General features: G+C 51.1%; 18 protein-coding genes. 14 read left to right on the top strand and 4 right to left on the bottom strand.

Annotation, left to right across the window (positions count from 1 at the left end; genetic code table 11):
• The first annotated feature begins 12 nt into the window (after positions 1 to 12).
• The 4 genes from rbfA to CCY32_RS14275 all read left to right on the top strand — a co-directional run bounded on the left by rbfA (position 13) and on the right by CCY32_RS14275 (position 4,010).
• Positions 13 to 426, top strand: coding sequence for a 30S ribosome-binding factor RbfA (gene rbfA / locus CCY32_RS14290; protein WP_088331857.1), 414 nt, complete (start codon positions 13 to 15; stop codon positions 424 to 426).
• Positions 427 to 588: 162 nt separating this feature from the next.
• Complete coding sequence (gene truB, locus CCY32_RS14285; RefSeq protein WP_088331855.1) at positions 589 to 1,518, top strand: tRNA pseudouridine(55) synthase TruB; 930 nt, start codon at positions 589 to 591, stop codon at positions 1,516 to 1,518.
• Positions 1,519 to 1,910: 392 nt separating this feature from the next.
• A complete protein-coding gene (gene rpsO / locus CCY32_RS14280) occupies positions 1,911 to 2,180 on the top strand; it encodes a 30S ribosomal protein S15 (RefSeq protein WP_088331853.1) in 270 nt (89 codons plus the stop codon).
• A 384-nt stretch (positions 2,181 to 2,564) separates the two neighbouring features.
• Positions 2,565 to 4,010, top strand: coding sequence for a TIGR00366 family protein (locus CCY32_RS14275; protein ID WP_088331851.1), 1,446 nt, complete (start codon positions 2,565 to 2,567; stop codon positions 4,008 to 4,010).
• On the opposite strand, the gene CCY32_RS14270 is transcribed toward CCY32_RS14275, so the two are convergent.
• From CCY32_RS14270 to CCY32_RS14260, 3 genes are all read right to left on the bottom strand, one after another.
• Positions 3,994 to 6,537 (bottom strand): EAL domain-containing protein, encoded by a 2,544-nt coding sequence (locus CCY32_RS14270; RefSeq protein WP_246840631.1) that lies wholly within the window; start codon positions 6,535 to 6,537, stop codon positions 3,994 to 3,996. The two genes, CCY32_RS14275 and CCY32_RS14270, sit on opposite strands and share 17 nt — an antisense overlap.
• Before the next feature lie 160 nt (positions 6,538 to 6,697).
• Positions 6,698 to 7,534 (bottom strand): transporter substrate-binding domain-containing protein, encoded by an 837-nt coding sequence (locus CCY32_RS14265; RefSeq protein ID WP_168171531.1) that lies wholly within the window; start codon positions 7,532 to 7,534, stop codon positions 6,698 to 6,700.
• Positions 7,535 to 7,572: 38 nt separating this feature from the next.
• Positions 7,573 to 9,213: an electron transfer flavoprotein-ubiquinone oxidoreductase gene (locus CCY32_RS14260; protein WP_246840630.1), complete on the bottom strand. Its 1,641-nt coding sequence runs from the start codon at positions 9,211 to 9,213 to the stop codon at positions 7,573 to 7,575.
• A gap of 202 nt (positions 9,214 to 9,415) precedes the next feature.
• Here CCY32_RS14260 and CCY32_RS14255 point away from each other — a divergent pair, with 202 nt between their 5' ends.
• The 6 genes from CCY32_RS14255 to CCY32_RS14225 all read left to right on the top strand — a co-directional run bounded on the left by CCY32_RS14255 (position 9,416) and on the right by CCY32_RS14225 (position 15,529).
• The gene (locus CCY32_RS14255; RefSeq protein WP_088331843.1) at positions 9,416 to 10,165 is read left to right on the top strand and encodes an electron transfer flavoprotein subunit beta/FixA family protein; all 750 of its coding nucleotides are present in this window, start codon (positions 9,416 to 9,418) and stop codon (positions 10,163 to 10,165) included.
• Position 10,166: 1 nt separating this feature from the next.
• On the top strand, positions 10,167 to 11,093 hold the full coding sequence (locus tag CCY32_RS14250; RefSeq protein ID WP_088331842.1) for an FAD-binding protein: 927 nt from the start codon (positions 10,167 to 10,169) through the stop codon (positions 11,091 to 11,093).
• 104 nt (positions 11,094 to 11,197) lie between these two features.
• A complete protein-coding gene (locus CCY32_RS14245) occupies positions 11,198 to 11,653 on the top strand; it encodes a GNAT family N-acetyltransferase (RefSeq protein ID WP_088331841.1) in 456 nt (151 codons plus the stop codon).
• 749 nt (positions 11,654 to 12,402) lie between these two features.
• A complete protein-coding gene (locus CCY32_RS14235) occupies positions 12,403 to 13,191 on the top strand; it encodes a trypsin-like serine protease (RefSeq protein WP_088331839.1) in 789 nt (262 codons plus the stop codon).
• Positions 13,192 to 13,450: 259 nt separating this feature from the next.
• On the top strand, positions 13,451 to 13,990 hold the full coding sequence (locus CCY32_RS14230) for a PEP-CTERM sorting domain-containing protein (RefSeq protein WP_088331838.1): 540 nt from the start codon (positions 13,451 to 13,453) through the stop codon (positions 13,988 to 13,990).
• Between the two features lie 756 nt (positions 13,991 to 14,746).
• The gene (locus CCY32_RS14225; RefSeq protein ID WP_168171530.1) at positions 14,747 to 15,529 is read left to right on the top strand and encodes an ABC transporter substrate-binding protein; all 783 of its coding nucleotides are present in this window, start codon (positions 14,747 to 14,749) and stop codon (positions 15,527 to 15,529) included.
• Between the two features lie 93 nt (positions 15,530 to 15,622).
• Here CCY32_RS14225 and CCY32_RS14220 read toward each other — a convergent pair whose 3' ends face one another.
• A complete protein-coding gene (locus CCY32_RS14220) occupies positions 15,623 to 17,119 on the bottom strand; it encodes a protein adenylyltransferase SelO (RefSeq protein WP_088331836.1) in 1,497 nt (498 codons plus the stop codon).
• Positions 17,120 to 17,324: 205 nt separating this feature from the next.
• Here CCY32_RS14220 and CCY32_RS14215 point away from each other — a divergent pair, with 205 nt between their 5' ends.
• From CCY32_RS14215 to acnD, 4 genes are all read left to right on the top strand, one after another.
• Positions 17,325 to 17,987 carry a GntR family transcriptional regulator gene (locus tag CCY32_RS14215; protein WP_088332079.1) on the top strand — a complete coding sequence of 221 codons (663 nt, stop codon included), beginning with the start codon at positions 17,325 to 17,327 and terminating at the stop codon, positions 17,985 to 17,987.
• 135 nt (positions 17,988 to 18,122) lie between these two features.
• Positions 18,123 to 19,007 carry a methylisocitrate lyase gene (prpB, locus tag CCY32_RS14210; RefSeq protein WP_088331834.1) on the top strand — a complete coding sequence of 295 codons (885 nt, stop codon included), beginning with the start codon at positions 18,123 to 18,125 and terminating at the stop codon, positions 19,005 to 19,007.
• A 266-nt stretch (positions 19,008 to 19,273) separates the two neighbouring features.
• Positions 19,274 to 20,398: a 2-methylcitrate synthase gene (gene prpC, locus CCY32_RS14205; RefSeq protein ID WP_088331832.1), complete on the top strand. Its 1,125-nt coding sequence runs from the start codon at positions 19,274 to 19,276 to the stop codon at positions 20,396 to 20,398.
• Positions 20,399 to 20,509: 111 nt separating this feature from the next.
• Positions 20,510 to 23,098 carry a Fe/S-dependent 2-methylisocitrate dehydratase AcnD gene (gene acnD / locus CCY32_RS14200; RefSeq protein ID WP_088331830.1) on the top strand — a complete coding sequence of 863 codons (2,589 nt, stop codon included), beginning with the start codon at positions 20,510 to 20,512 and terminating at the stop codon, positions 23,096 to 23,098.
• Positions 23,099 to 23,285 lie beyond the last annotated feature (187 nt).

The raw sequence follows: 23,285 nt of genomic DNA, 5'->3' as shown, positions 1-23,285 counted from the left end.
CAGAGTAGCATTATGGCAAGAGAATTTTCCCGTACCGATCGTGTGGGTCAACAGATTCACAAAGAAGTCGCCAGCATTTTGCAGCATGAATTCAAGCACCGCGATCCGCGCCTGGGCATGGTGACCGTGTCTGATGTGGAGGTGTCCAGAGATCTGGCCTACGCCAAGGTCTTTGTCACTATTTATGCCGATGACGATGATAAAATTAAACAGCAACTGGAAATCCTCGATGACAACAAAGGCTTCGTGCGCAGTCTGCTGGCAAAGCGTATGAGCATGAGAACCGTTCCGGCCATCCGCTTTTTACAGGACAAGTCCATCACCGAAGGGGTGAGGTTGTCTGCCTTGCTCACCGAGACCGTGAATAAGGATAAAGAGCGCGCGCGCAAAGCCGGCCGTGATCCGGATGCAGAAGAGCAGGAATAGCCCACCAGAGTGTTGAAATGCGTCACATCAACGCAGTCTTGCCGACCTGCTATGGTGTGAATGCGCTGGCGCAATACTGAGCTGAAGGGACTATCAGCGCACAGATGGTGTTGATCTGCGTCCCCACAGAAGTTGTTTGATTAAAGATACAGGGTGCTGTAAATGGCAAGACGTCGTAAAGGCCGTAATGTGCACGGCATTTTTTTGCTGGATAAAGGCTTAGGCGGTTCCTCCAATCATGCGCTACAACAGGTAAAAAGGGTGTTTGGCGCAGCCAAAGCGGGTCATACCGGCGCACTCGATCCCCTCGCTACGGGCATGTTGCCCATATGCCTTGGTGAAGCCACTAAATTCAGCCAGTTTTTGCTGGATGCCGATAAAAAGTACAGCGTCACTGCCACCCTGGGGATCCGCACCACCACCTCGGACGCGGACGGAGAGGTGGTAGAACGTAAACCGGTGAATGTCAGCGAAGCAGACATTCGGGCCGCGGTTGAGGCCTTTGCGGGGCACAGTGAGCAGGTGCCATCGATGTTTTCGGCCCTGAAGTATCAGGGCAAGCCCCTTTATACCTATGCCCGCCAGGGAATAGAAGTGCCCAGAGAAGCCCGTCCAATCACCATTTTCAGTATTGAAATAACGCGCCTGCAAGGGGAACAAGTGGATCTTGAGGTGCACTGTTCCAAAGGCACGTATATTCGCTCGTTGGTGGATGATCTGGGGCAGAATCTGGGGTGTGGCGCCTATGTCAGCCGCTTGCACCGCAGTGCGGTTGCGAAATATCCCCCGGCGCGCATGATGAGCCTGGAAGCCCTGCAGCAATACGCTGAAAAATGCACTGAACAAGGTTCAACGGATTGGTCGCAATTAGATCAGCTGCTATTACCCATGGATACGGCGGTCACATCTCTTGAAAAAGTGCAGATCCCGGCAGCAAAGCTTACCTATTTCTGCAATGGGAACCCGGTGGAAGCGCCGACAGGGAGTGCTCAGGGCATGGTGCGTTGCTATGATGAAGAAGGGCGCTTTCTTGGCGCAGGTGAAATAGAAAGCCCGGGCAGAGTGGCGCCTAAGCGTCTGGTGGTGTATTAAAAGTCTTCAGTTGCCAACTTGCAGTTATCAGAGAAAGCACGAAAAGAACATTTACCACGCAGACACAGAGAGCACAGATAAAAGCACGATGATCTCGGGGCCAAATTATTGGACTGGCGCAGCCAGGGTGCCATGAAAGCCAATCCGCAGCGTCTAAGAGCCTCTGTGTCTCTGTGGTGAATTTGCCTTTCTCAAATAGGGCGCTGGATGCCCGATAACGGCATTCGGGCATGACCGAAAGTCGTTCCCCCATGCCTCTTGCGGGACCCCAGTGCCTTTTGATTCATAATTCGCTTACGCCTGCCTTGCTATTCCTGTCTGCATCGCTATAATACGCGCTCTTTTCGACCCGCTGAATTAGTGATCGGCCGGTCTAACCTTAGGAGAATAGTATGTCACTAACTAAAGACGAAACTGCAAAACTCATCGCCGACTACGGTGTGAAAGAAGGTGATACAGGTTCACCAGAAGTGCAGGTTGCCCTGTTGACGCACAATATCAACAAACTGCAAGGTCACTTCAAAGAGCATAAGAAAGATCACCACTCTCGTCGTGGTCTGCTGCGCATGGTTAGCCAGCGCCGTAGCATGCTGGATTATCTGAAGAATAAAGATCAGGACCGTTATCTGGAGCTGATCAAGCGTCTGGGTCTGCGTCGCTAAGACCGCCCGGTACGAACAAAAGAGGCACCTCAGGGTGCTTTTTTTGTGCCTGAAAATCAGTGTAACAGATTGAATACATTCGCCTAACTTCTGTGAAGATAATCAACTCTGCGGCTATTTTCTCGTATTTTTAGTTGTTATAGAGTAAAGCCGAAGCGTCTCAAAGCGGTGATGCACGTATTAAAGAACAATGCACTCACGCCAGCCTTGCTAATACGTTAGGAACTATGACTCAATGATTTCCAGCTATCATCAAGACGATATGTTGGCGGGTAAGTTGCTACGGGAAATGCTCTTAGTGGAATAGCCGTATACACGGACTACAGCTAAGGCGCCTGACGGGCGCCTTATTTATTGGCTTTTGATTTAACGGAGAATATGCCCATGACTCAGGGCTTCAGAGTTCCTCATACACTGATTTTATTACTGGGCATGATGTTGGTGGCCTATATTGCCACCTGGATAGTGCCTCAGGGTTTTTTCGATCTTGTGACCACCGAACAGGGAAGACAAATGGTGGTGGCCGGTACCTACCAGGTCAGTGAAAGTCGCACTTATCTGACGCCCTGGGATTTTCTGACCACCATCCCGCGGGCGCTGGCCGCGGCGCAGGATGTGATTTTCTTTGTGTTTACCGTCGGCGGCGTGCTCGCCATAGCAAGGGCCACGGGCACGATCGATGCGCTTATCGGGCGCTTACTTGAGCGCTTTGGCGATGCTCCCCACAAGTTAATTTTTGTGGTGGTATTTGCCTTTGCCCTGGCATCCGGCGCCATTGGTACGGCGGGTGAGTACATTCCTTTTGTCCTCATTCTTGTGGGGCTATGTAAAGCCATGCGTCTGGACGCCATGACCGCAGTGGGCATGATAGTGGCGGGCTATGGTATTGGCTACGGGGTATCGGCCTTTAACCCCTTTACGGTACTGATTGCCCAGCAAATCGCTGAAATCCCGGTGTATTCAGGTCTGGAACTTAGGCTGGCGATTTTTATTCCCTTTGTACTGATCGGCTTTCATCATGTGTGGCGCTATGCCAAACGGGTTGCCAATGACCCCGAACAGTCTTTGATGAAAGGCATTGCCTGTCCGCTTGAGGGGCAGCAAGCCAGCGTCTATCCGGCGCTGAACCGGCGTCACCAGGTTATTCTGTTGGCCTTTGTGCTGACGCTTATCACCGCGGTTTGGGGGATTGCCACCCGGGGCTGGTATTTATATGAACTGGGCGCCTTGTTTATTGCCTGGGGCATACTGACGGCGGTAGTGGGTAAGCTGGGGGCCGATAATGCCGCCAATCATTTTATTGAGGGGGTAAAGGATCTTGCCACCACCGCCATGCTCATTGGTGTGGCGAGGGGGATCGCCCTGGTGATGGAAGATGGCCAGATCCTGCATTCTCTGGTGCACGGTTTGTCTTTGCCGTTATCTTATTTAGGGGCAGAACTGGCCGCGGTGGGCATGCTAATTATTCAGACACTGCTGAACTTATTCATTCCCTCCGGCAGTGGTCAGGCCTATGTCACCATGCCTCTGATGGTACCGGTTGGAGATATTATCGGTGTACCCAGACAAGTGGCCGTGCTGGCTTATCAGTTCGGTGATGGTTTCTCTAACATGATCATTCCCACCAACGCCGTGTTAATGGGGATCATTGGCATGGCTGGGGTGCCATACCACTTGTGGTTCCGCTTCTGTATCGTGTTATTGGCAAAACTGATGCTGGCCGCTGCGGTGGTGTTGATGCTGGCGGTAACCCTGGGCTATGGCGAGGATGTGCAGCCGCAAATTCAGTCAAAGCAGAGCCCGCTACCGGCCATCACTGACACGCCATGACAGCATCTGCCTGGTAACGCTGTTTCAGCGGCAGGGCATGCACCGGCAAGGCGGGCCAGAACAGATAACCCTGGCCCACCTGACAGCCACTTTGCAGTAAAAAGTCACGCTGTACAGACGTTTCCACGCCCTCAGCAATCACTTCCAGCCCCAGGGCTTTGGCCATGGCCAGAATCGCCAGGGTGATTTGACTGTCTTCCTCGTTGTCGGGCAGTTCATTGATAAAACTGCGGTCAATTTTAAGGGTATCGATAGGCAGACGGCGCAGATAAGAGAGCGACGAATAGCCGGTGCCAAAATCATCGATGGAGAGCCGGAATCCATGCTCGCGTAGCTCGGTTAACAGTTTAAGCGTGGCATTGGCCTGCTCAGGGATCAGGCAGCTTTCAGTGAGCTCCAGTTCAATGCGCCGGGGGCTGATCTGATGCTGGTTCAGTTGTTGACATAATCGTCGGCAAAAGCCTGGATCGGCGAGTTGCAACACTGACACGTTTACCGAAACCGGCAGGTGGTCCAGACCATACTGGTGAATGTCTTCACACACGGTATCCAGCACCTGTTCACTGAGGGTACTGATGAGTCCGAGCTTCTCAGCAAGAGGAATAAAACGCTCTGGCGAGATCTTGCCAAATTGCGCATGTTGCCAGCGTACCAGGGCTTCGAAGCCAATAACGGAGCTGGTGTGCAAATCAATCTTTGGCTGATAATAGACCTGCAACTGACGGTGTGTCAGGGCGTGACGAAGGGCCTGCTCCAGCTTCAGTTCATCAGCCGTCTGCTGGCCGGTTTCAGACTGGTAAAAACAGTACTGATTACGCCCCGCATTCTTAGCCTCATACATGGCCAGATCAGCATGCTTGATTAATTGCTCTGCACTTTTACCGTCTTTGGGATACTGACTGATACCGATGCTGGTTGTAAGAAAAAAGTCCTGCCCCTTTAATCGCACAGGTTGGTCGAACTGAGTCACCAGGCGCTGTGCCAGTGATGCCAGCGATTGGCAATCGTCTGTTTCCGGTACCAGAATGGTAAACTCATCGCCGCCTAAGCGGGCTACCGATTCGCCCTCACGTACGGTACTTTGCAAACGGTGGGCGACTTCTTTTAAGGCCTGATCGCCCGCCTGGTGGCCGAGGGTGTCATTGATGCGTTTAAATAAATCCAGATCCAGAAACAGCACCGCCATCTTGTGGTGATGCCGGTGCGCGTTGGCCAGGCTTAACTGTAATCTGTCCTGGAACAGACGACGGTTGGCCAGTCCCGTCAGCTCATCCACATAGGCCAGTTGATGGATTTTGCGCTCCTGATTCTTACGCTCACTGATATCGCTGAAAATGGCGGCAAACTGGGTGATCTCCTGCTTTTCATTGCGAATGGCCGTGATCGATAACCACTGTGGATAGAGGTCACCGTTCTTACGCTTATTCCAGATTTCACCCTGCCAGTGGCCCTGTTCAAACAGGGTCTGCCACATCTTCTTATAAAAGCTCTGGTCGTGCATGCCTGAGCTGAGCAGCTTGGGCGTCTGGCCGATGGCTTCGGCCGCGCTATAACCGGTTACCTGGCAGAAACTGGGGTTAACGGACTCAATCACGCCCGCTTCGCTGGTGATCATGATGGCGTCCAGCGAAGCATCAATAACCTTTTGCGCCAGACGCAGATAACCGGTGGAGGCCCGTAATGCTGAATCGCGGTCACTGAGTGCCTGTTTCAGTTGGTCGATATAGGCGTATTCCACATTCGCCAGAATATCGGAAAAAGACAACAGCCCACAGAACTGTTCCTGATCATTGCACACGGCCAGATGGCGGACATTGCGCTCTTTGAGCAAGTCCACCGCCTGCAACAGACTGCAGTCTTTATGCACGCTCAACAAGGGGCGGTGGCAGCATTCCCCCAGGGATGTCTGGTTGCAGCGCTGGGCGATAACGCGAATCAGATCCCGCTCGGTAATGATACCCGGCGGCACGTCATCGAAGACGACGATGGCGGCATCACTCTGATGCTGTTGCAATGCTTTTGCTGCCTCGGCCAGCGACAGGCTTGCCGGGAGTTTCAGTGGCATACGACTGATGCTTGAACCGACATCACGCAGACGCAGAAAGTATTCTATGCGCTGCTGGCGAACAATGTCTGTCTGCGTCAGCATGCCCAGAGGACGCTTGTGATTGTCTGTGATGAGCAGACGGCGGATACGTTTTTTCAGCATCAGGCTGGCGGCATCGGTAAGACTGACCTGCTCATCGATGCTGATGACCGGCTGGGTCATCACTTCTTTTATGGGCTGCCTGAAGCTCTGCGCTGAGCTATAGTCGAGCTTTCTGGCATCGGCTTCTGTCCAGATACCGATAATGTCGCGTTGCTGACGCACCAAAATACAACTAACCTGATGCTGTTGCATCATTTCAGCGGCATCTTGCAAGGGCGTATCGGGCGTACAGGTAATCAGATTACGGTTTGCCAGCTGGGCCACGGTGGGCTCGTAAGAATCAACAAATTGTTGCGGAAAAAGGAGGTCGGCCATCATTACTACTCGGTTGGCTAATCACGGCGCGCATTGTAGCAGCGGAAAATTTGCGGGGATTGATCCAGCGCAAAAGGGGTAGGAGTCACCTGGTGCTGAGCCAACAGTGTATCAGTTGCGGGATACACATCGCAGGGCTGGAGAATAGCCTTGTGCTACCCCATCAATGCTGGGAAACAGGAGCGTCGGTGTCGTTGTCCGCATCCAGCTCCATCAGTTCATCCAGTTCCAGCTCGAAGGGATTTAAGAGTTCTTCAACGCCCCAGTAATGCAGTTGTGACTGCCACTGGGAGGATGCGGCACAGTCGCTGATAAAGGCATTGAAAAGCGGGAGCCAACGCCGGTAGCCCTCGCTTACCAGCACATGCCTGGAATAGGCATCATGGGGCATAGCTGCCACAGATAGCTCGTTTAACTGGGGCTGATGTGTGCGCCAGTACAATAAACTGGCGCGGGTCATGATAAATGCATCAATATCGCCCTGGTGCAAACGCACATAGTTGTCGCTGTCCTGCTCGGTATCGATGCGGGTCAGCTGCTCGCTATCTATCAGGGGATTCAGCCCTTTGTAGAAAAAGCCATCTCTTGTGCCCAGGCGCAGGCCTGTCAGATCTGAGGGGGTGTGGTATTCAACAGGGTGGTTGGGGTGACTGACCACAATATCCGCATCCCAGAATATCGGGGCAGATGCACGTAACGCATTGTCTCTGAAATCAAACCACAACGGATTGGCCCACAGAATAATATAGGGGGCGCCATTATCTACTATCCGGTTGAGCGCGCTGCGCTCAATATGCACCAGTTCCAGTTTGATGCGCTGTTGCCACTGATTAAAACGCCTGACCCATTCACGACTCAGATCATTGTTTTCCCCGGGCAGATAAAAAGGCGGGTCAGAATGATAGGTATACAGGATTACCACAGGACGGGTATCCACAGCACAGCTGCCCAGCAGCAGGCTGAACAAAACAATCAGCGTTAGTGTTACGCCGTGCCTCATGCAACCTCTTTTGGGGCAGCCAGCCATGATCCCTGATACTACATATTCGGGTAATTGGGCCCGCCAGCGCCCTCGGGAACCACCCAACGAATATTCTGGGTGGGATCTTTAATATCACAGGTTTTACAGTGCACACAGTTTTGCGCGTTGATTTGCAATTTCGGGCAGTCCTGCTCTTCGACAATCTCATAGACACCGGCTGGGCAGTAACGCTGCGCGGGCTCGTCGTACTTCTCCAGATTGACCTTAATGGGTACGCTGTTGTCCAGCAGTTGCAGGTGACAGGGCTGATCTTCCTCGTGGTTGGTGTTGGATAAAAACACCGACGAGAGTTTATCGAAACTCAGCTCACCATCGGGCTTGCTGTATTCGATTTTCTGGCACTGCTGTTTTGGCAGCAGCTGTTCATGATCGGCATGCTCGTCTTTCAGATTCACCGGCAGCTTACCGCCGAACCAGTTCTGATCCAGGGTGTTAAACGCGCCGCCCCAGAAGGTGCCGAGTTTATGAATGGCCGGACCGAAATTGCGTGAGCGATACAGCTCGTCATACAGCCAGGACTGCTCGAAACGCTCAGTGAAACTGGTCAGTTCCTCGCCCTGTTTCTCCTGAGTCAGTGCCTCGAACAGGCTCTCTGCCGCCAGCAGGCCGGACTTCATTGCCGTGTGATTGCCTTTGATCTTGGCAAAGTTCAGGGTGCCGGCATCACAACCCAGCAGCAAGCCTCCGGGGAAGGTCATTTTGGGCAGTGAATTAAAGCCGCCTTTGCTGATCGCACGGGCACCATAAGACACCCGCTTACCCCCTTCGAGGTACTGCTTGTACACCGGGTGGTGCTTGAGGCGCTGGAATTCATCAAAGGGGCTTAAGTAAGGATTCTGGTAATTCAAATCCACAATCAGACCCACCAGAATCTGATTATTCTCAGCATGATACAGATAGCCGCCGCCGCTGGCTTCACTCAGTGGCCAGCCAGCCGTGTGCACCACCAGACCTTCCTGGTGCTGTTCTGCGGGCACATCCCAGATCTCTTTAAAGCCAATGGCATAGTGTTGAGGTGACTTGCCTTTATTGAGGTCAAACTTTTCAATCAGCTGTTTGCCCAGGTGACCCCGACACCCTTCGGCGAACACGGTGTACTTGGCGCGCAGCTCCATGCCCGGCATGTAACTGTCTTTTTGTTCACCCTTGGCATCCACACCCATATCGCCGGTGATGACCCCGGCCACTTTGTTCTCTTCGAGGATCAGCTCGGCTGCGGCAAACCCGGGAAAAATTTCAACGCCCAGTTGCTCAGCCTGTTCGGCCAGCCAGCGACACACATTGCCCATACTGACAATATAGTTGCCCTGGTTGTGCATGGTCTTGGGCACCATAAAGTTGGCAAGCTTGCGGGCCTTGTTGTCGTCTTTAAGCAGGTAGATGTGATCTTCGCTGACCTGGGTTGTGAGTGGTGCGCCTTTTTCTTTCCAGTCGGGGAACAGCTCATCCAACGCGCGGGTTTCGAATACGGCCCCAGAGAGAATATGGGCACCCACTTCAGAGCCCTTTTCCACCACACAAATCATCAGCTCCTGCTGTTTTTCCTGTGCCAGTTGTGCCAGGCGACAGGCTGTGGCAAGACCCGATGGTCCTGCTCCCACAATCACGACGTCAAACTCCATCGATTCTCTTTCCACCTGACACGCTCCTAATGTTGCTGAAAATAAGGTAAGTTAACCACAGTTAGCGAAATGTTTAAAATGACGTAAATCAAATTGCACGCTGGCATAGGCTAGTGTCGGTTGACGTTTACGTCAACAGTAAGTACATTGAGCGCCATCGAATCAGGCATGTTCCTGTACGTGGTACCTTACAAAAAACATCAAACAAGGCGGCAGAATGAAAATACTCGTGCCAGTAAAACGCGCCATCGACTATAACGTCAAGGTGCGGGTCAAAGCAGATAATTCGGGTGTGGATCTTACCAATGCCAAAATGGCCATAAACCCTTTTTGTGAAATTGCAGTGGAAGAAGCGGTACGCCTCAAAGAACAGGGCAAAGCCGAAGAAGTTGTGGTGGTGTCTATTGGCACCAAGGCCTGCCAGGAGCAGATCCGTACCGCACTGGCACTGGGTGCTGACCGGGGTATTCATATCGAAGCCGACGAGGCGCTGGAATCACTGCAGGTTGCAAAAGTGCTGCAAAAAGTGGTGGAAGAAGAACAGCCTCAACTGATTATTCTCGGCAAACAGTCGATTGATTCTGACAACAACCAGACCGGACAGATGCTGGCGGCACTGTGCGGTATGGGGCAGGGTACTTTTGCCTCCAAAGTAGAACTGGATGGTGACAAGGTGAAGGTAACCCGTGAAATTGACGGTGGACTGCAAACCGTCGGGCTGACCTTGCCTGCCGTGGTGACCACGGATCTGCGCTTAAATGAGCCACGCTATGCATCGCTGCCCAATATCATGAAAGCCAAACGCAAACCGCTGGATGTTAAAGCTCTGGCAGATTTTGGTGTAGAGACTCACAGCAAGGTTAAAACCCTCAAAGTGGAGCCGCCTGCGGCGCGCCAGGGCGGCGTGAAAGTGGCTGATGTGGCTGAGCTGGTGGACAAACTGAAAAACGAAGCGAAGGTGATTTAAGATGGCAATTCTCGTATATGCAGAACATGACAACGAACACCTGAAGCCGGAAAACTTCAAGCTTATCCATGCTGCCAGCCAGATTGGTGAAGACGTGCACATGCTGGTAGCCGGTGAAAATTGCCAGAACGTGGCGCAGGCCGCGGCCAAAATCGCCGGCGTAAAAAAGGTGTTGGTGGCAGACAATGCCGTGTATGCCCATCAACTGGCAGAAAATACCGCCGAGCTGGTAGCTGAAGTGGGTAAGGACTACGGTCATATTCTGGCCGCCGCCACCACCACGGGTAAGAACTTTATGCCCCGCGTCGCGGCATTGCTGGATGTGGCACAAATCTCCGACATCATCAAAGTAGAGAGCGCCGATACCTTTGTGCGGCCCATCTATGCAGGTAACGCCATTGCCACGGTGCAAACCGAAGATGCCATTAAGGTGGTCACGGTGCGTACCAGTGCCTTTGATGCCACCGGCGAGCAGGATGCTGCCAGCATTGAAAGCCTGGATACGGTTAAAGACAATACCCTCAGCGAGTATGTTGGCGCGGAGCTGACCGAATCTGAGCGCCCCGAACTGACCGCCGCCTCTGTGGTGATCTCCGGTGGCCGTGGTATGCAAAACGGTGATAATTTCAAACTGCTTGAAGGCATTGCCGATAAGCTCGGCGCAGCCATTGGTGCCTCACGTGCCGCCGTTGACGCGGGCTTTGTGCCTAACGACATGCAGGTAGGTCAGACCGGTAAAATTGTGGCACCGGATCTGTATATTGCGGTTGGCATTTCCGGAGCCATTCAGCACCTTGCCGGTATGAAAGACTCCAAGATCATTGTGGCTATCAATAAAGACGAAGAGGCCCCCATCTTTCAGGTGGCGGACTACGGTCTGGTAGGCGATTTGTTCGAAGTACTGCCAGAGCTGGAAAAGGCCCTGTAACTGAGGCTTTTTACATCGCGTAAAAAACGCCGTATGGGTTATGCCGATGCGGCGTTTTTTGTTTTCACAGCACGTATCTCATCATCACGGCAAAAGGAATCAGTATGGAATTAACATACCGCCCGGCAAAAGAAAAGGACCTCAGTGCACTGGTCTCCTTACTGGCCGACGATGTGCTGGGGCGTCAGCGGGAAGATACCTCAGTACCGCTCAATCAGGCTTACATGTCTGCTTTCAGGGCCATCGACGCGGATCCTAATAACCTGTTATTGGTTGTGGAGCATGAACAGCGCCTAGTGGGTATGCTTCAACTGACTTTTATACCTTATCTGACTCACACAGGAAGCTGGCGCTGTCTGATTGAAGGCGTGCGTATTCATGAGGCATTCCGGGGACAGGGCATAGGAGAAAAAATGTTCGGTTATGCGATTAGCCTTGCCCGACAAAAAGGTTGTACCCGGATTCAACTGACCAGTGACAAACAGCGCCCGGAAGCCCTGAGGTTCTATGAAAAGCTGGGCTTTCAGGCGACCCATGAAGGGTTCAAGCTATCATTGTAATGTGCTTATGCACTGGCAGAGCGTAAAAAGGAATGCCCCTTTGATTCCACTGCCACAGACTGAACAAAGCGGGAATTTTGTCATCACAGCAAGCCCAGACGGCTGTGTGTAAACACAGTTATCGACCCACTTCCTGATAACAGCACAAAAGAGGAACTTTTCCTCTTTTCCCCAGCAACAAATTGCGCGCAACGCCACAGAGCAGACATGACGGGTGGTGTAGATGAACCAAACATGCTACAAAAACAAAAAAGAGGAAGTCTTCCGTGTTTAAACAAGGAACTCTTCCCGCTATTAAACTGTTATGTGCTACGAAGTAGGTTGTAACCAGGATGGATTTCTTTAAAACAAAGTTTTTTCAATGGCAAATTGCTATATTCAAGTTCGCTTTTGTTTTAGCTACTCTATTATCGGCTTGCTTCTTTGTCATAGGTAACACTCTCGCAGTTAATTTTATAAATGAAGCCCCGAATCTTATAAATTCTTTGCTTTATGGATTGCGGACTTTTTTAGCTTTGTTCCTAACTTTTTCAATAGTAAACATCTTTGGAACAACGTTTAGGTTTTTAGGCAAAGTTATCAAAAAGAACAGTGGATGATTTATGTACGCACATAACAAACCGCTGTAGTCGGTCGCAAGCTCCCTGGGACAATAACACGTGGGCTCAGTCGCTCCGCTCCAATTTTAGCCCACGTGTCATTGCCCCTAAGCGGGGCGTTAGCTACCCTTCAATGAATATGGACGTAATATGAAAGTTTGGCTTTTCTTATTCTTTTGTTTTTTTTCGCTCGGCACCAATGCAGTGGTGAAAAGGCACGATATTCCTCCCGAAAATTATGTTTTAGAAAAAGCACCTGAATACCTTATTGATATGCCGCATGAGGGGCATGGTGTTCTAATCGAGCCTCAATGGGTTTTGACGGTCGCACACACTATTTTTTATGATTATGTTGGTAAAAATTTAAAAGTAGGTTCAAAGACTTACCAGATAGAAGCGGTTTATATACACCCTGATTATACTGAACCGGGTAAACATTTATTGGAAGGTGATTTAGCACCTTTAATGAGCTTTTTTAAGTCTAGAAGTGATATTGCGCTAATTAAATTAACATTACCTGTAAACGATGTTAAACCAATCAATATGTATACGGGTGAAAATGAATTAGGTGAAATAATTACGGTATATGGCAGGGGAGCTACAGGTAACGGATTAACCGGCGAAGATCCTGCTACTAAGCCACTTCGTGTAATGAACCAGTTTCAAAATATTGTTCAAATCGCAGAAAGTAACTGGATAGCATTCACATTCAACAAGCCAGAAAATGCTTTACCACTTGAGGGGATGCATGGTTCAGGAGATAGTGGTGGGGCATCTGTTATATTTCAAGATGGCACCCCATTTCTGGTAGGTTTATCAAGTTGGCAATTGGGGCATGGTGACATATCCACTTTTAAAGGTGGCTTGTATGGAACTGTTGCTTATCAAGTTAGGGTGTCAAATTACCGCAACTGGATATTAAGAGTAATGGGTAGCTAACAAGCGCCTTAAACAACGCGGTAGACTCCTGTCACTGCGTTCGTTATTTTAGCCAACTGTATAAAAGCTCCCTTATTGGAGCGTTAGGCAGTGGAACGGGTGATAGTGTGTCGTTTTTTTTTTCACTTTAGCGAAGCCCTTCGAGGGAGCGAGAGAAAAAACTATAAAATACAACAAAATACGAATGCGGCATGTTTTGTGCTTAATAACCAATATCTTTGCAATATCTTTGAAACCACTTATCTAACTGGAAAATAAAATGAAGAAAATTATTTACTTACTTGCTCTTGCCTGCTTGTTTTCGGGAACGGCTAATGCAACACTAATAGAGTTTTCATTTGATGATGACGCAACTGATTTTCCGTGGAGTATGCGAGATCATACACCAGGTGTAGTGACTGGATTGCTACACGGCCTTGCAGAAAATGGAACAAATCTAGCTCCTACGTTTATTGAAATCACTTCAGACGTATCAGCTTTAGGTATGACCAGCAATATTATTAATTTTAGTTCTTATTTGGGTGGTTTCGATCTTCTTGGTGGTGACATCGTGGCTGCCAATCTAATAGCAAATTTTAATGATCCTACTGTTGGTCAAATGCAAATTCGATTCAATTGGGGTGGCTTGAATATTTTGACTTGGAATGGTGGTATTGGCCCTGTTTTAGTTATGGGAAATCAAAACGGCTTTAGTGGCGCTACTTATAGTGCTACAAGTGTTCCAGAACCTGCTTCACTTGTATTAATAGGGCTTGGCTTAGCTGGAATCGGTTTTTCGAGGAAAAAGAAAGCTGCTTAATCGAACAACCAATCTACTTTAATAGCCTCGGTATTGTTCGGGGCTTTTTTATGCCTAACAAAAATATTCTCTCGGACAATAGACTTCCCCCGCTTTAACGGACACGCATACCTTCGTAAGGGAGCGCGAAGCGAACAACGGACATGGGCAATTAAGTTTGATAGCTTAGCCAAGAGCACAGTTTGATTTGTGGTTGTTGATTTGTAGCTGATCGCTTTTATTTGGTGCAGGAGGTGCTATGGGTGTGTTTTATGATGCTTGTTTAGGGGGGGGGCTTGTTACGCAAATGAGGACTTGATTCGAAGCCTGCTATTCCCAGATTATCATCTGGTTGCACTATCCGGCCTTTATGATTTTTACAACGATTATGCATTCTTGAACACCATTATGCTGTTCATGCTGTTATCAACACTAACATTGCCGTAGTTGTTTTTGGTGTATTGGGAGCCATGTGTACGATGGCTTATCTGAACAATAAAAGTGGGGTGGAAAGGCCCTGAAGTAACATGTGGCGTGGCCCGTTCAATGCGAACTCAGTCAGGTGCCACAAAAGTTTGATAGCGCTCGGCGAATTCTTCCTACAGATCCAAATGAAATTTCGCAACAGCCGAGGGCAATATCCGGAAAGTTGCCGCGAGCCAGTAATACGCTTAAAGCCTTACGGATGAATTCAGAAAATGTTGGTGAAGAAAAACTTTGCGCGCTGGCTAATTTGGTTGAATACTTTATCGTTAAATGACTTCACCACGGAACGTTATGCGCCGGATTTTACTTCTGTTTTTGCTTGCAGTTTCACCTCTACAGGCGAAGCAACTGATAGTGGCTTTTGGTCAGGATAAGCCTCCTTTTGTTATTGGTAAAAGTCGAGATGGGTTGGAGATAGAGCTCTTTCGCGCTGCGTTAAATAGTGGTGGGGACTATGAGATGGTCGTCCTACATATGCCCAACAACAGATTGCAAACAGCAATTCAGTCTATCCCTGGGATTGATGCTGTGGCTTCGGTTTCCAAAACTCCAGACTTAAATCATTTCGTTGACCGCTTCATTTACTTTGAGAACTATGCGGTCACAAGGAAGAAGGATGATATTGCGTTAGAGGGGATAAAGGATTTACAGAATTACTCGGTTGTCGCGTGGCAGCAGGCTCATCTCGTACTCGGTGACGAATTCTACCAACATTTCAGACCCCATGAAGGTCAGGCTTTTAACTCTTACTACAGGGAGTTGGCGAGCCAACAAAGTCAAAATGCGATGTTTTGGCTGCGACGTGCCCAAGTCATTTTAGTGGATAAAACCATTTTCAAATGGTATCGACAGCAATTGTCGCTTTCTATCGACACAAGTGATGAAGTTCAATATCACCCTCTGTTTCCGGGTAAGACCTGGTATGGTGCAGCTTTCAGAGACTCTCAAGACAAAGCCGCGTTTGAAGCGGGCTTGAAAACTATCAAATCATCAGGTTTGTACGATTTGCTGTATCAGACATCATCAGCTTTTGAGCCGGAAACTCCGTTTCGCCTTGATATGAATATGCCTTAGCTCATTAAACCGGCTTTCAGTGCGGTAATTAGACATGCAGGAGCGAAGCGGCTTATCAATGAGGGTTACCAACAAGTTGGACGTGCAGCGTCCTCAGGTGCCACAAAAGGTCTGATAGCGCTCAGTAAATTCCTCCGGTGCCGGCGTGGCAAAGGGGCGGGTGGTTTCGTTTTCTGCAAAGGGTTGTTGCAGCGCACTGAGCAGGTCGTTAAACAGGTGGTAGTCGTTGTTATCGCTGGCAGCGGTGAGCGCCGCTTCAACCTGATGATTTCGGGCGATGATAAAAGGATTAACCTGCTCCATTTTTTCAGCCCGCTGTGAGTCGGTCAGTGAAGATGTATGCGATGCATCTCTTTCCAGTCGCTGGTGCCAGCGTGCTAACCAGTCTGTCAGCTGCGATGGCTCTTTTACCTGCTCGAGAAGTGGTGTGTCATCGCCACGTAACACCCTGCTCAGGTTGCGCCAGGCCTGGGTAAAATCCATTTTGTTCTGATGTAGCAAATCAAGCCACTGTGAGACCAGTTCGGTATCGCCGTCTTCTTCGCTGAAAAATAAACCCAGTTTCTGACGCTGGCCAGATATGAGTTGCTGACGATACCTATCCGGGAAGCGGTTAATGGTGTCGGTCAGTACCTCAACCTTCTGACTGTCCTCACCATCAAGCAGTGGCAACAGGGTTTCGGCAAAACGGGCCAGATTCCAGTGCATGATTTTGGGTTGGTTGGCATAGGCATAGCGGCCATGCTGGTCAATGGAACTGAACACGGCGCCGGGCTTATATTGTTCTATAAAGGCACAGGGACCAAAGTCAACGGTTTCGCCACTAAGCAGGATATTGTCGGTATTCATCACGCCGTGAATAAAACCACAGTTGATCCAGCTGGCAACCAGTCTGGCCTGCTTCTGCATGACCGCCTCCAGCATCGCCAGATAAGGACTCTGCTGTTGCGCTAACTCCGGATAATGGCGATTGAGGGTGTAATCGGCCAGTGCTTTGAGGTTTGTCACATCGTTGCGGGTGGCGAAATACTCAAAGGTGCCAATGCGGATATGACTGGCTGCTAAACGGGTTAAGATAGCCCCGGGCAGAAGCTGCTGGCGTTGCACTGGCTCGTTGGTTGCGACTACGGCCAGACTGCGGGTGGTGGCAATGCCAAGATGGTAAAGGGCTTCGCTGAGCAGTACTTCGCGCAGCATGGGGCCAAGGGCGGCTTTGCCATCACCACCGCGGGAAAAGGGCGTGCGCCCCGAGCCCTTTAAGGCGATATCCCAGCGGTTTTCGTTACTGTCTAACCACTCCCCCAGAATCACCGCGCGGCCATCCCCTAACATGGGCGCCAGATGACCAAACTGATGGCCGGTGTAGGCCTGCGCAAAGGGTTTGATGGTCTCAGGTAATCCGTTGCCGGCAAAAAAGGGGGCCAGGGTGTTGTCATCAACCGACGCCAGTTCCAGCCCCAGTTGCTTTGCCAGTGGCCGGTTCAGGTATACCAGTTCGGGTGTGGTAATCGCATCCGGCTGCCATTCGATGCACCCCTCTGGCAGGGCTTCGATGTAGCTATATTGCAGTGGCAGCGTGATGTCAGACATGGGATCTCCGTTTTGGGTTTGTTGGCGACGTCACCAGGACCTCTGTTCCTGGCAGCCTAATTCAGTTTAGCAAGCACAGCAATAGCCAGGTGCAATCGCAGCAGAATGGTCCTTTTGTCGACAATGTGGTGGTTTTAATTTGACGAATCGCGATATTGCCACTATATTGTCGACACTTTTGTGGTAACCAGGTGATGCACTTTTGTTGGATATGTTCAGCGAACAGGCGGTGACGTCGGCAGATAAAACCTTTTATCGCCTGCGCACTGATATTGTTGAAGGGCAGATTCCGGCTGGCTCAAAGCTCAGCGAAACCGAATTGTCGACAAAGTATCAGGTTAGCCGGGCGGTGGTCCGCGAGGCCATTAACCGTCTGGAAAGCTGCAATCTGGTGGAGCGTAAAGCCAACATTGGTGCCCGTGTGGTATCGCTGACACCCCAGGGCCTGGTACAGCTGTATCAGGTGCGTGAATCGCTGGAGGGCATGGCGGCGCGGCTGGCGGCTAAAAATATGACCGATGACGAGATTGCAGCACTGAATGAGCTGCTCAGCAGTCACTTTCAGGAAGTGAAACAGGGCCAGTCTTACTATCAGGAAGCCGGTGATGTGGACTTCCACTATCGCATCATCATCGGTAGCAAGAACCAGCACCTGATCTCCATGTTGCTTAACGGCATCTATCATCTGGTACGAATGTACCGCGTACAGTTAGGTATGGCGGGGCCCCGGGTTACCACGGCCTTTGATGAGCACCGGCATATTGTGCAGGCCATTTCACATCGTGATGAAGAGCTGGCAGAGATGCTGATGCGCCGCCATATTCTGTATTCCAAAAATAATATTGCCACCAAACTGGGCGCCGGCTGACACCCATCAGAACAGGTGCGGCTGTAATAATCGCGACTTGGTAAATCCGGGAGTGCAGGCGTTTTAGCAGCAACAGGGCGCAGCCAGAGGATGACTGGCATGGATTGAATGTAATTTGCAAACAGAGGAAAGACTATGAGTGCAGGTAAGAAATTTCGTCAGGCGCTGGCCGATAACCAGCCTCTGCAAATCGTCGGAACCATCAATGCCTATGCGGCCATCATGGCGAAAAAGATTGGTCATCAGGCCATTTATCTCTCCGGTGGTGGTGTGGCAAATGCCTCCTATGGCCTGCCGGATCTGGGCATGACCTCTCTTAATGATGTTCTGGTGGATGTACAGCGCATCACCTCGGCCTGTGATCTACCCTTATTGGTAGACATTGATACCGGCTGGGGCGGCGCCTTTAACATTGCCAAAACCATTCGTGACATGGAAAAGGCCGGCGCCGCGGCGGTACATATGGAAGATCAGGTCGCGCAGAAGCGCTGTGGTCACCGCCCGAATAAAGAAATTGTTTCCACCGCAGAAATGGTCGACCGCATCAAGGCGGCTGTGGATGCCCGCACCGATCCGGACTTTTTCATTATGGCCCGTACCGATGCCTTTGCTCAGGAAGGGTTAGACGCGGCCATAGCCCGTGCCAAAGCCTATGTTGAAGCCGGTGCCGATGGCATTTTTGCCGAAGCAATTCAGACCGAAGATCATTACCGAGCCTTCGCTGAGGCGCTGGATGTACCCATTCTGGCCAATATTACTGAGTTTGGTAAAACAGAACTGTGGAATAAGGCACAACTGGGTGAGTGGGGCGCCGACATGGTGCTGTATCCCTTAAGTGCATTCCGGGCCATGAACAAGGCCGCCGAAAATGTGTATCAGTCTATTCTTGAGCAGGGCGATCAGAAGTCGGTGGTAGACAGCATGCAAACGCGCATGGAACTTTACGATTATCTGGATTATCACCAGTACGAACAAAAACTGGATCAACTGTTTGCCCAAAAAGGCAAAGAGAAAGAGTAAGCACAAACAGTATTTACCGCAGAGGCGGCAAGCGCACCGGGTGATTGGGGATTGGTCTTCTCTTTTGTGTGCGCTTTGTGTTTGTGTGGTTAGTAAAACGAACAGCAGGGCGCTGGCTCCCCGACAACAACATTCGGGCACGACATAAAGGTCATTGCCGCCTGTTGTAGGCGGCAATCCAGAGCCTTTTGCGCAAAAAATAGTTTAGATGCTCGTTGTGGTGAATCAACAGATTTAACAACAGCACAATTTCAGGAGAACATGATATGGCAAAAGTACTGAGCGGGGCCGGATTGCGCGGCCAGGTAGCGGGTAAAACAGCCCTTTCTACTGTGGGTAAGTCGGGTTCCGGACTGACCTATCGGGGTTATGATATTAAAGAGTTGGCAGAACAGTGCCAGTTTGAGGAAGTGGCTTATCTGATCCTCAAAGGCAAGCTGCCCAACCAGACAGAATTAACCGAATACAAAGCAAAACTGCGCAGTCTGCGTGGTTTACCCGATGCGCTTAAAGAGGTGCTGGAACGCATTCCTGCCGATGCCCATCCGATGGATGTATTGCGCACCGGTTGTTCCATGCTGGGAAATCTGGAAACCGAGCAAAGTTTTGAACAGCAGCAACAGGCGACCGATCGTATGTTGGCGTGTTTCCCCAGCATTATTTGCTATTGGTACCGCTTCTCTCATGACGGTGTTCGTATTGATGTGGAGACCGACGATGACTCAATCGGCGCCCATTTCCTGCATCTGTTGCACGGCAAAAAGTCCAACAGTCTGCACGAGCAGGTAATGCATGTGTCGCTGATCCTCTACGCTGAGCATGAGTTTAATGCCTCTACCTTTACTGCCAGAGTCTGCGCCTCTACCTTGTCGGACATGCATTCGTGCATTACCGGTGCCATAGGATCACTGCGCGGGCCACTGCATGGTGGTGCCAATGAGGCCGCCATGGACATGATCGAAGGCTTCACCTCACCTGAGCATGCTGAAGAAGAGATGATGGGCAAACTGGCCCGTAAAGAGAAGATCATGGGCTTTGGTCATGCCATTTACTCTGATTCTGATCCACGCAATGAAGTGATCAAAACCTGGTCGAAGAAGCTGGCCGAAGATGTGGGTGACACCGTGCTGTATCCGGTTTCTGAACGTTGTGAAGAGGTAATGTGGCGGGAGAAGAAATTATTCTGTAATGCCGATTTCTTCCACGCCTCGGCGTATCACTTTATGGGCATTCCCACCAAGCTGTTCACGCCAATTTTTGTGATGTCACGGCTTACCGGCTGGGCCGCCCACGTGATGGAACAGCGTGCCGACAATCGTATTATTCGCCCGTCGGCGGACTACAACGGTGAAGCGCCCCGTAGTGTGCCGCCCATGGCAAAGCGTAGCTAAGCGGCATATTGACACCAGCGCAGTGCGTCTTAGGTCGCACTGCTTTTTCCTTTTCCGGTCAGCAGTACCATCAATGGAGACTGTTCAAGACCTGCACAATCAGGGGGAAGCATGAATACCCAATACCGTAAATCTTTACCCGGCACCAATCTGGAGTACTTTGATACGCAGGCGGCGGTCGATGACATTGAACCCGGCGCCTATGCCAAACTGCCCTATACCTCCCGGGTATTGGCAGAAAATCTGGTGCGCCGTTGTCAGCCCGATGCGCTCACCGATGCGCTCAAGCAACTGATTTACCGCAAGCGGGATCTGGACTTTCCTTGGTATCCGGCGCGGGTAGTGTGCCACGACATTCTCGGGCAAACCGCGCTGGTGGATCTGGCGGGCCTGCGCGATGCTATCGCCGAGCAGGGTGGCGATCCGGCTAAAGTCAATCCAGTGGTACCCACTCAGCTGATCGTGGATCACAGTCTGGCAGTTGAGCATGCTGGTTTTGAAGCCGATGCCTTTGAGAAAAACCGGGCCATTGAAGAGCGTCGCAACGAAGATCGTTTTCATTTTATCAACTGGACCAAAACCGCCTTTAAGAATGTGGATGTGATCCCCCCGGGGAACGGCATCATGCATCAGATTAACCTGGAGAAGATGTCGCCCGTGGTGCAGGTGAAAGACAACGTGGCCTTTGTGGACACCTGTGTGGGTACAGACAGCCACACGCCGATGGTGGATGCCCTGGGGGTTATCTCTGTGGGTGTCGGCGGTCTGGAAGCCGAGAGCGTGATGCTGGGGCGTGCCTCTTACATGCGCCTGCCGGATATCATCGGCGTGGAACTGACCGGTAAACTGCAGCCGGGCGTGACCAGTACCGATATGGTGTTGGCACTGACCGAGTTTTTGCGCAAGCAACGTGTGGTGGGGGCTTATCTGGAGTTTTTCGGCGAAGGTGCAAACAGCCTCTCAGTAGGCGATCGGGCCACCATCTCGAATATGACCCCGGAATACGGGGCAACCGCGGCGATGTTTTATATCGACAAACAAACCACCGACTACCTGACGCTGACCGGGCGTGAAGACAAACAGGTGGAGCTGGTTGAAACCTTTGCCCGTCATACCGGATTGTGGGCGGACAGCCTGACCACGGCAGAATACGAAAAAGTTCTGCGCTTTGACCTGTCATCGGTGCGTCGTAGCCTCGCCGGCCCCTCTAACCCCCATGCCTTGTTGCCTTCATCGGAACTGGCGAAAAGAGGATTTACCGGTAACTACCAAAACGAAGACGGCAAGATGCCCGATGGCGCGGTGATTATCGCGGCGATCACCAGTTGCACCAACACCAGCAATCCGCGCAATATGATTGCTGCGGGGTTGATTGCCCGCAACGCCAACAAGCTGGGTCTGATCCGCAAACCCTGGGTGAAAAGCTCCATGGCGCCGGGCTCTAAAACGGTCAAAATGTACCTCGAAGAAGCCGGTTTACTGTCAGAACTGGAGTCATTGGGCTTTGGTGTTGTGGCCTATGCCTGCACCACCTGTAACGGCATGAGCGGCGCACTGGATCCGGCGATTCAGCAGGAGATTGTTGAGCGGGATCTGTATTCGGTGGCGGTACTTTCCGGTAACCGTAATTTCGATGGCCGTATTCATCCTTATGCGAAAAATGCCTTTTTGGCGTCGCCGCCGCTGGTAGTGGCTTACGCCATTGCGGGCAGTATCCGTTTTGATATCGAAAAAGATCCACTTGGGTATGACGATCAGGGTAATCCGGTGACACTCAAAGATATCTGGCCCAGTGATGAAGAAATCGACACCATTGTGAAAAAGGCGGTCAAGCCTGAGCAGTATCGTCAGGTCTATGACCCCATGTTTGACCTCAGTGTCGACTACGGTGAGGACAATGACCCTCTGTACGCCTGGCGCGAAAAAAGCACTTATATTCGCCGCCCGCCTTACTGGGAAGGCGCCTTCTCCGGACAGTCTGCCATGCAGGGGATGCGGGCACTGGCAGTGCTGGGGGACAATATCACCACCGATCACCTGTCGCCCTCTAATGCCATTATGGCGGACAGCGCGGCCGGTGAATACCTGGCAAAAATGGGCGTGCCGGAAGAAGATTTTAATTCCTATGCCACCCACAGAGGCGACCATCTGACCGCACAGCGGGCGACGCTGGCAAACCCAAAACTGTTCAATGAAATGGTCACCGATGAAAACGGTGAGGTGGTGCAGGGCTCGCTGACCAGGCTGGAACCTGAAGGCAACGTCATGCGTATGTGGGATGCCATAGAAACCTACATGCAACGAAAACAGCCGCTGATCATCATAGCCGGTGCCGATTATGGTCAGGGCTCCTCAAGAGACTGGGCCGCCAAAGGCGTGCGTCTTGCGGGTGTTGAAGTGATTGTGGCCGAAGGTTTTGAGCGTATTCACCGCACCAACCTGATTGGCATGGGCGTGTTACCGCTGGAGTTTACCGCCGGACAGACCCGTAAAACCCTTAACATTGATGGCAGTGAAACCTTCGATGTCAAAGGTGAACCGTCTCCGGGCGCGACCCTGACATTGATGGTGCACCGCTCAGATGGCAGTACCGACGAGGTTCAGGTGAAGTGTCGTCTGGATACCGCTGAGGAGCTGTCTGTGTATCAGGCAGGCGGCGTATTGCAGCGCTTTGCCAAGGATTTTTTGCAGAGCAGTTAGAAAGGATTGCCAATGGAGTCATGCCCGAATGTTGTAGTCGGGCATCCAGTGCCTTTGTGTTTATAGCATGCAAGGTCACTGGATTCCCGCCTTCGCGGGAATGACGGATTGCCAATGGGGTCATGCCCGAATGTTGTAGTCGGGCATCCAGTGCCTTTGTGTTTATGGTATGCAAGGTCACTGGATT

It is taken from the genome of Lacimicrobium sp. SS2-24, assembly GCF_002201535.1.
Classification (GTDB): domain Bacteria; phylum Pseudomonadota; class Gammaproteobacteria; order Enterobacterales; family Alteromonadaceae; genus Lacimicrobium.
Note: the sequence above shows the minus strand (reverse complement) of the source record. Positions and strands in the feature narration are given on the sequence as shown.

What these genes read in the sequence shown, in the direction of transcription:
- rbfA (WP_088331857.1), top strand. Translation starts at nt 13, where the DNA reads ATGGCAAGAGAATTTTCCCGTACCGATCGTGTGGGTCAACAGATTCAC.
- truB (WP_088331855.1), top strand. Translation starts at nt 589, where the DNA reads ATGGCAAGACGTCGTAAAGGCCGTAATGTGCACGGCATTTTTTTGCTG.
- rpsO (WP_088331853.1), top strand. Translation starts at nt 1,911, where the DNA reads ATGTCACTAACTAAAGACGAAACTGCAAAACTCATCGCCGACTACGGT.
- CCY32_RS14275 (WP_088331851.1), top strand. Translation starts at nt 2,565, where the DNA reads ATGACTCAGGGCTTCAGAGTTCCTCATACACTGATTTTATTACTGGGC.
- CCY32_RS14270 (WP_246840631.1), bottom strand. Translation starts at nt 6,537, where the DNA reads ATGATGGCCGACCTCCTTTTTCCGCAACAATTTGTTGATTCTTACGAG.
- CCY32_RS14265 (WP_168171531.1), bottom strand. Translation starts at nt 7,534, where the DNA reads ATGAGGCACGGCGTAACACTAACGCTGATTGTTTTGTTCAGCCTGCTG.
- CCY32_RS14255 (WP_088331843.1), top strand. Translation starts at nt 9,416, where the DNA reads ATGAAAATACTCGTGCCAGTAAAACGCGCCATCGACTATAACGTCAAG.
- CCY32_RS14250 (WP_088331842.1), top strand. Translation starts at nt 10,167, where the DNA reads ATGGCAATTCTCGTATATGCAGAACATGACAACGAACACCTGAAGCCG.
- CCY32_RS14245 (WP_088331841.1), top strand. Translation starts at nt 11,198, where the DNA reads ATGGAATTAACATACCGCCCGGCAAAAGAAAAGGACCTCAGTGCACTG.
- CCY32_RS14235 (WP_088331839.1), top strand. Translation starts at nt 12,403, where the DNA reads ATGAAAGTTTGGCTTTTCTTATTCTTTTGTTTTTTTTCGCTCGGCACC.
- CCY32_RS14230 (WP_088331838.1), top strand. Translation starts at nt 13,451, where the DNA reads ATGAAGAAAATTATTTACTTACTTGCTCTTGCCTGCTTGTTTTCGGGA.
- CCY32_RS14225 (WP_168171530.1), top strand. Translation starts at nt 14,747, where the DNA reads ATGCGCCGGATTTTACTTCTGTTTTTGCTTGCAGTTTCACCTCTACAG.
- CCY32_RS14220 (WP_088331836.1), bottom strand. Translation starts at nt 17,119, where the DNA reads ATGTCTGACATCACGCTGCCACTGCAATATAGCTACATCGAAGCCCTG.
- prpB (WP_088331834.1), top strand. Translation starts at nt 18,123, where the DNA reads ATGAGTGCAGGTAAGAAATTTCGTCAGGCGCTGGCCGATAACCAGCCT.
- prpC (WP_088331832.1), top strand. Translation starts at nt 19,274, where the DNA reads ATGGCAAAAGTACTGAGCGGGGCCGGATTGCGCGGCCAGGTAGCGGGT.
- acnD (WP_088331830.1), top strand. Translation starts at nt 20,510, where the DNA reads ATGAATACCCAATACCGTAAATCTTTACCCGGCACCAATCTGGAGTAC.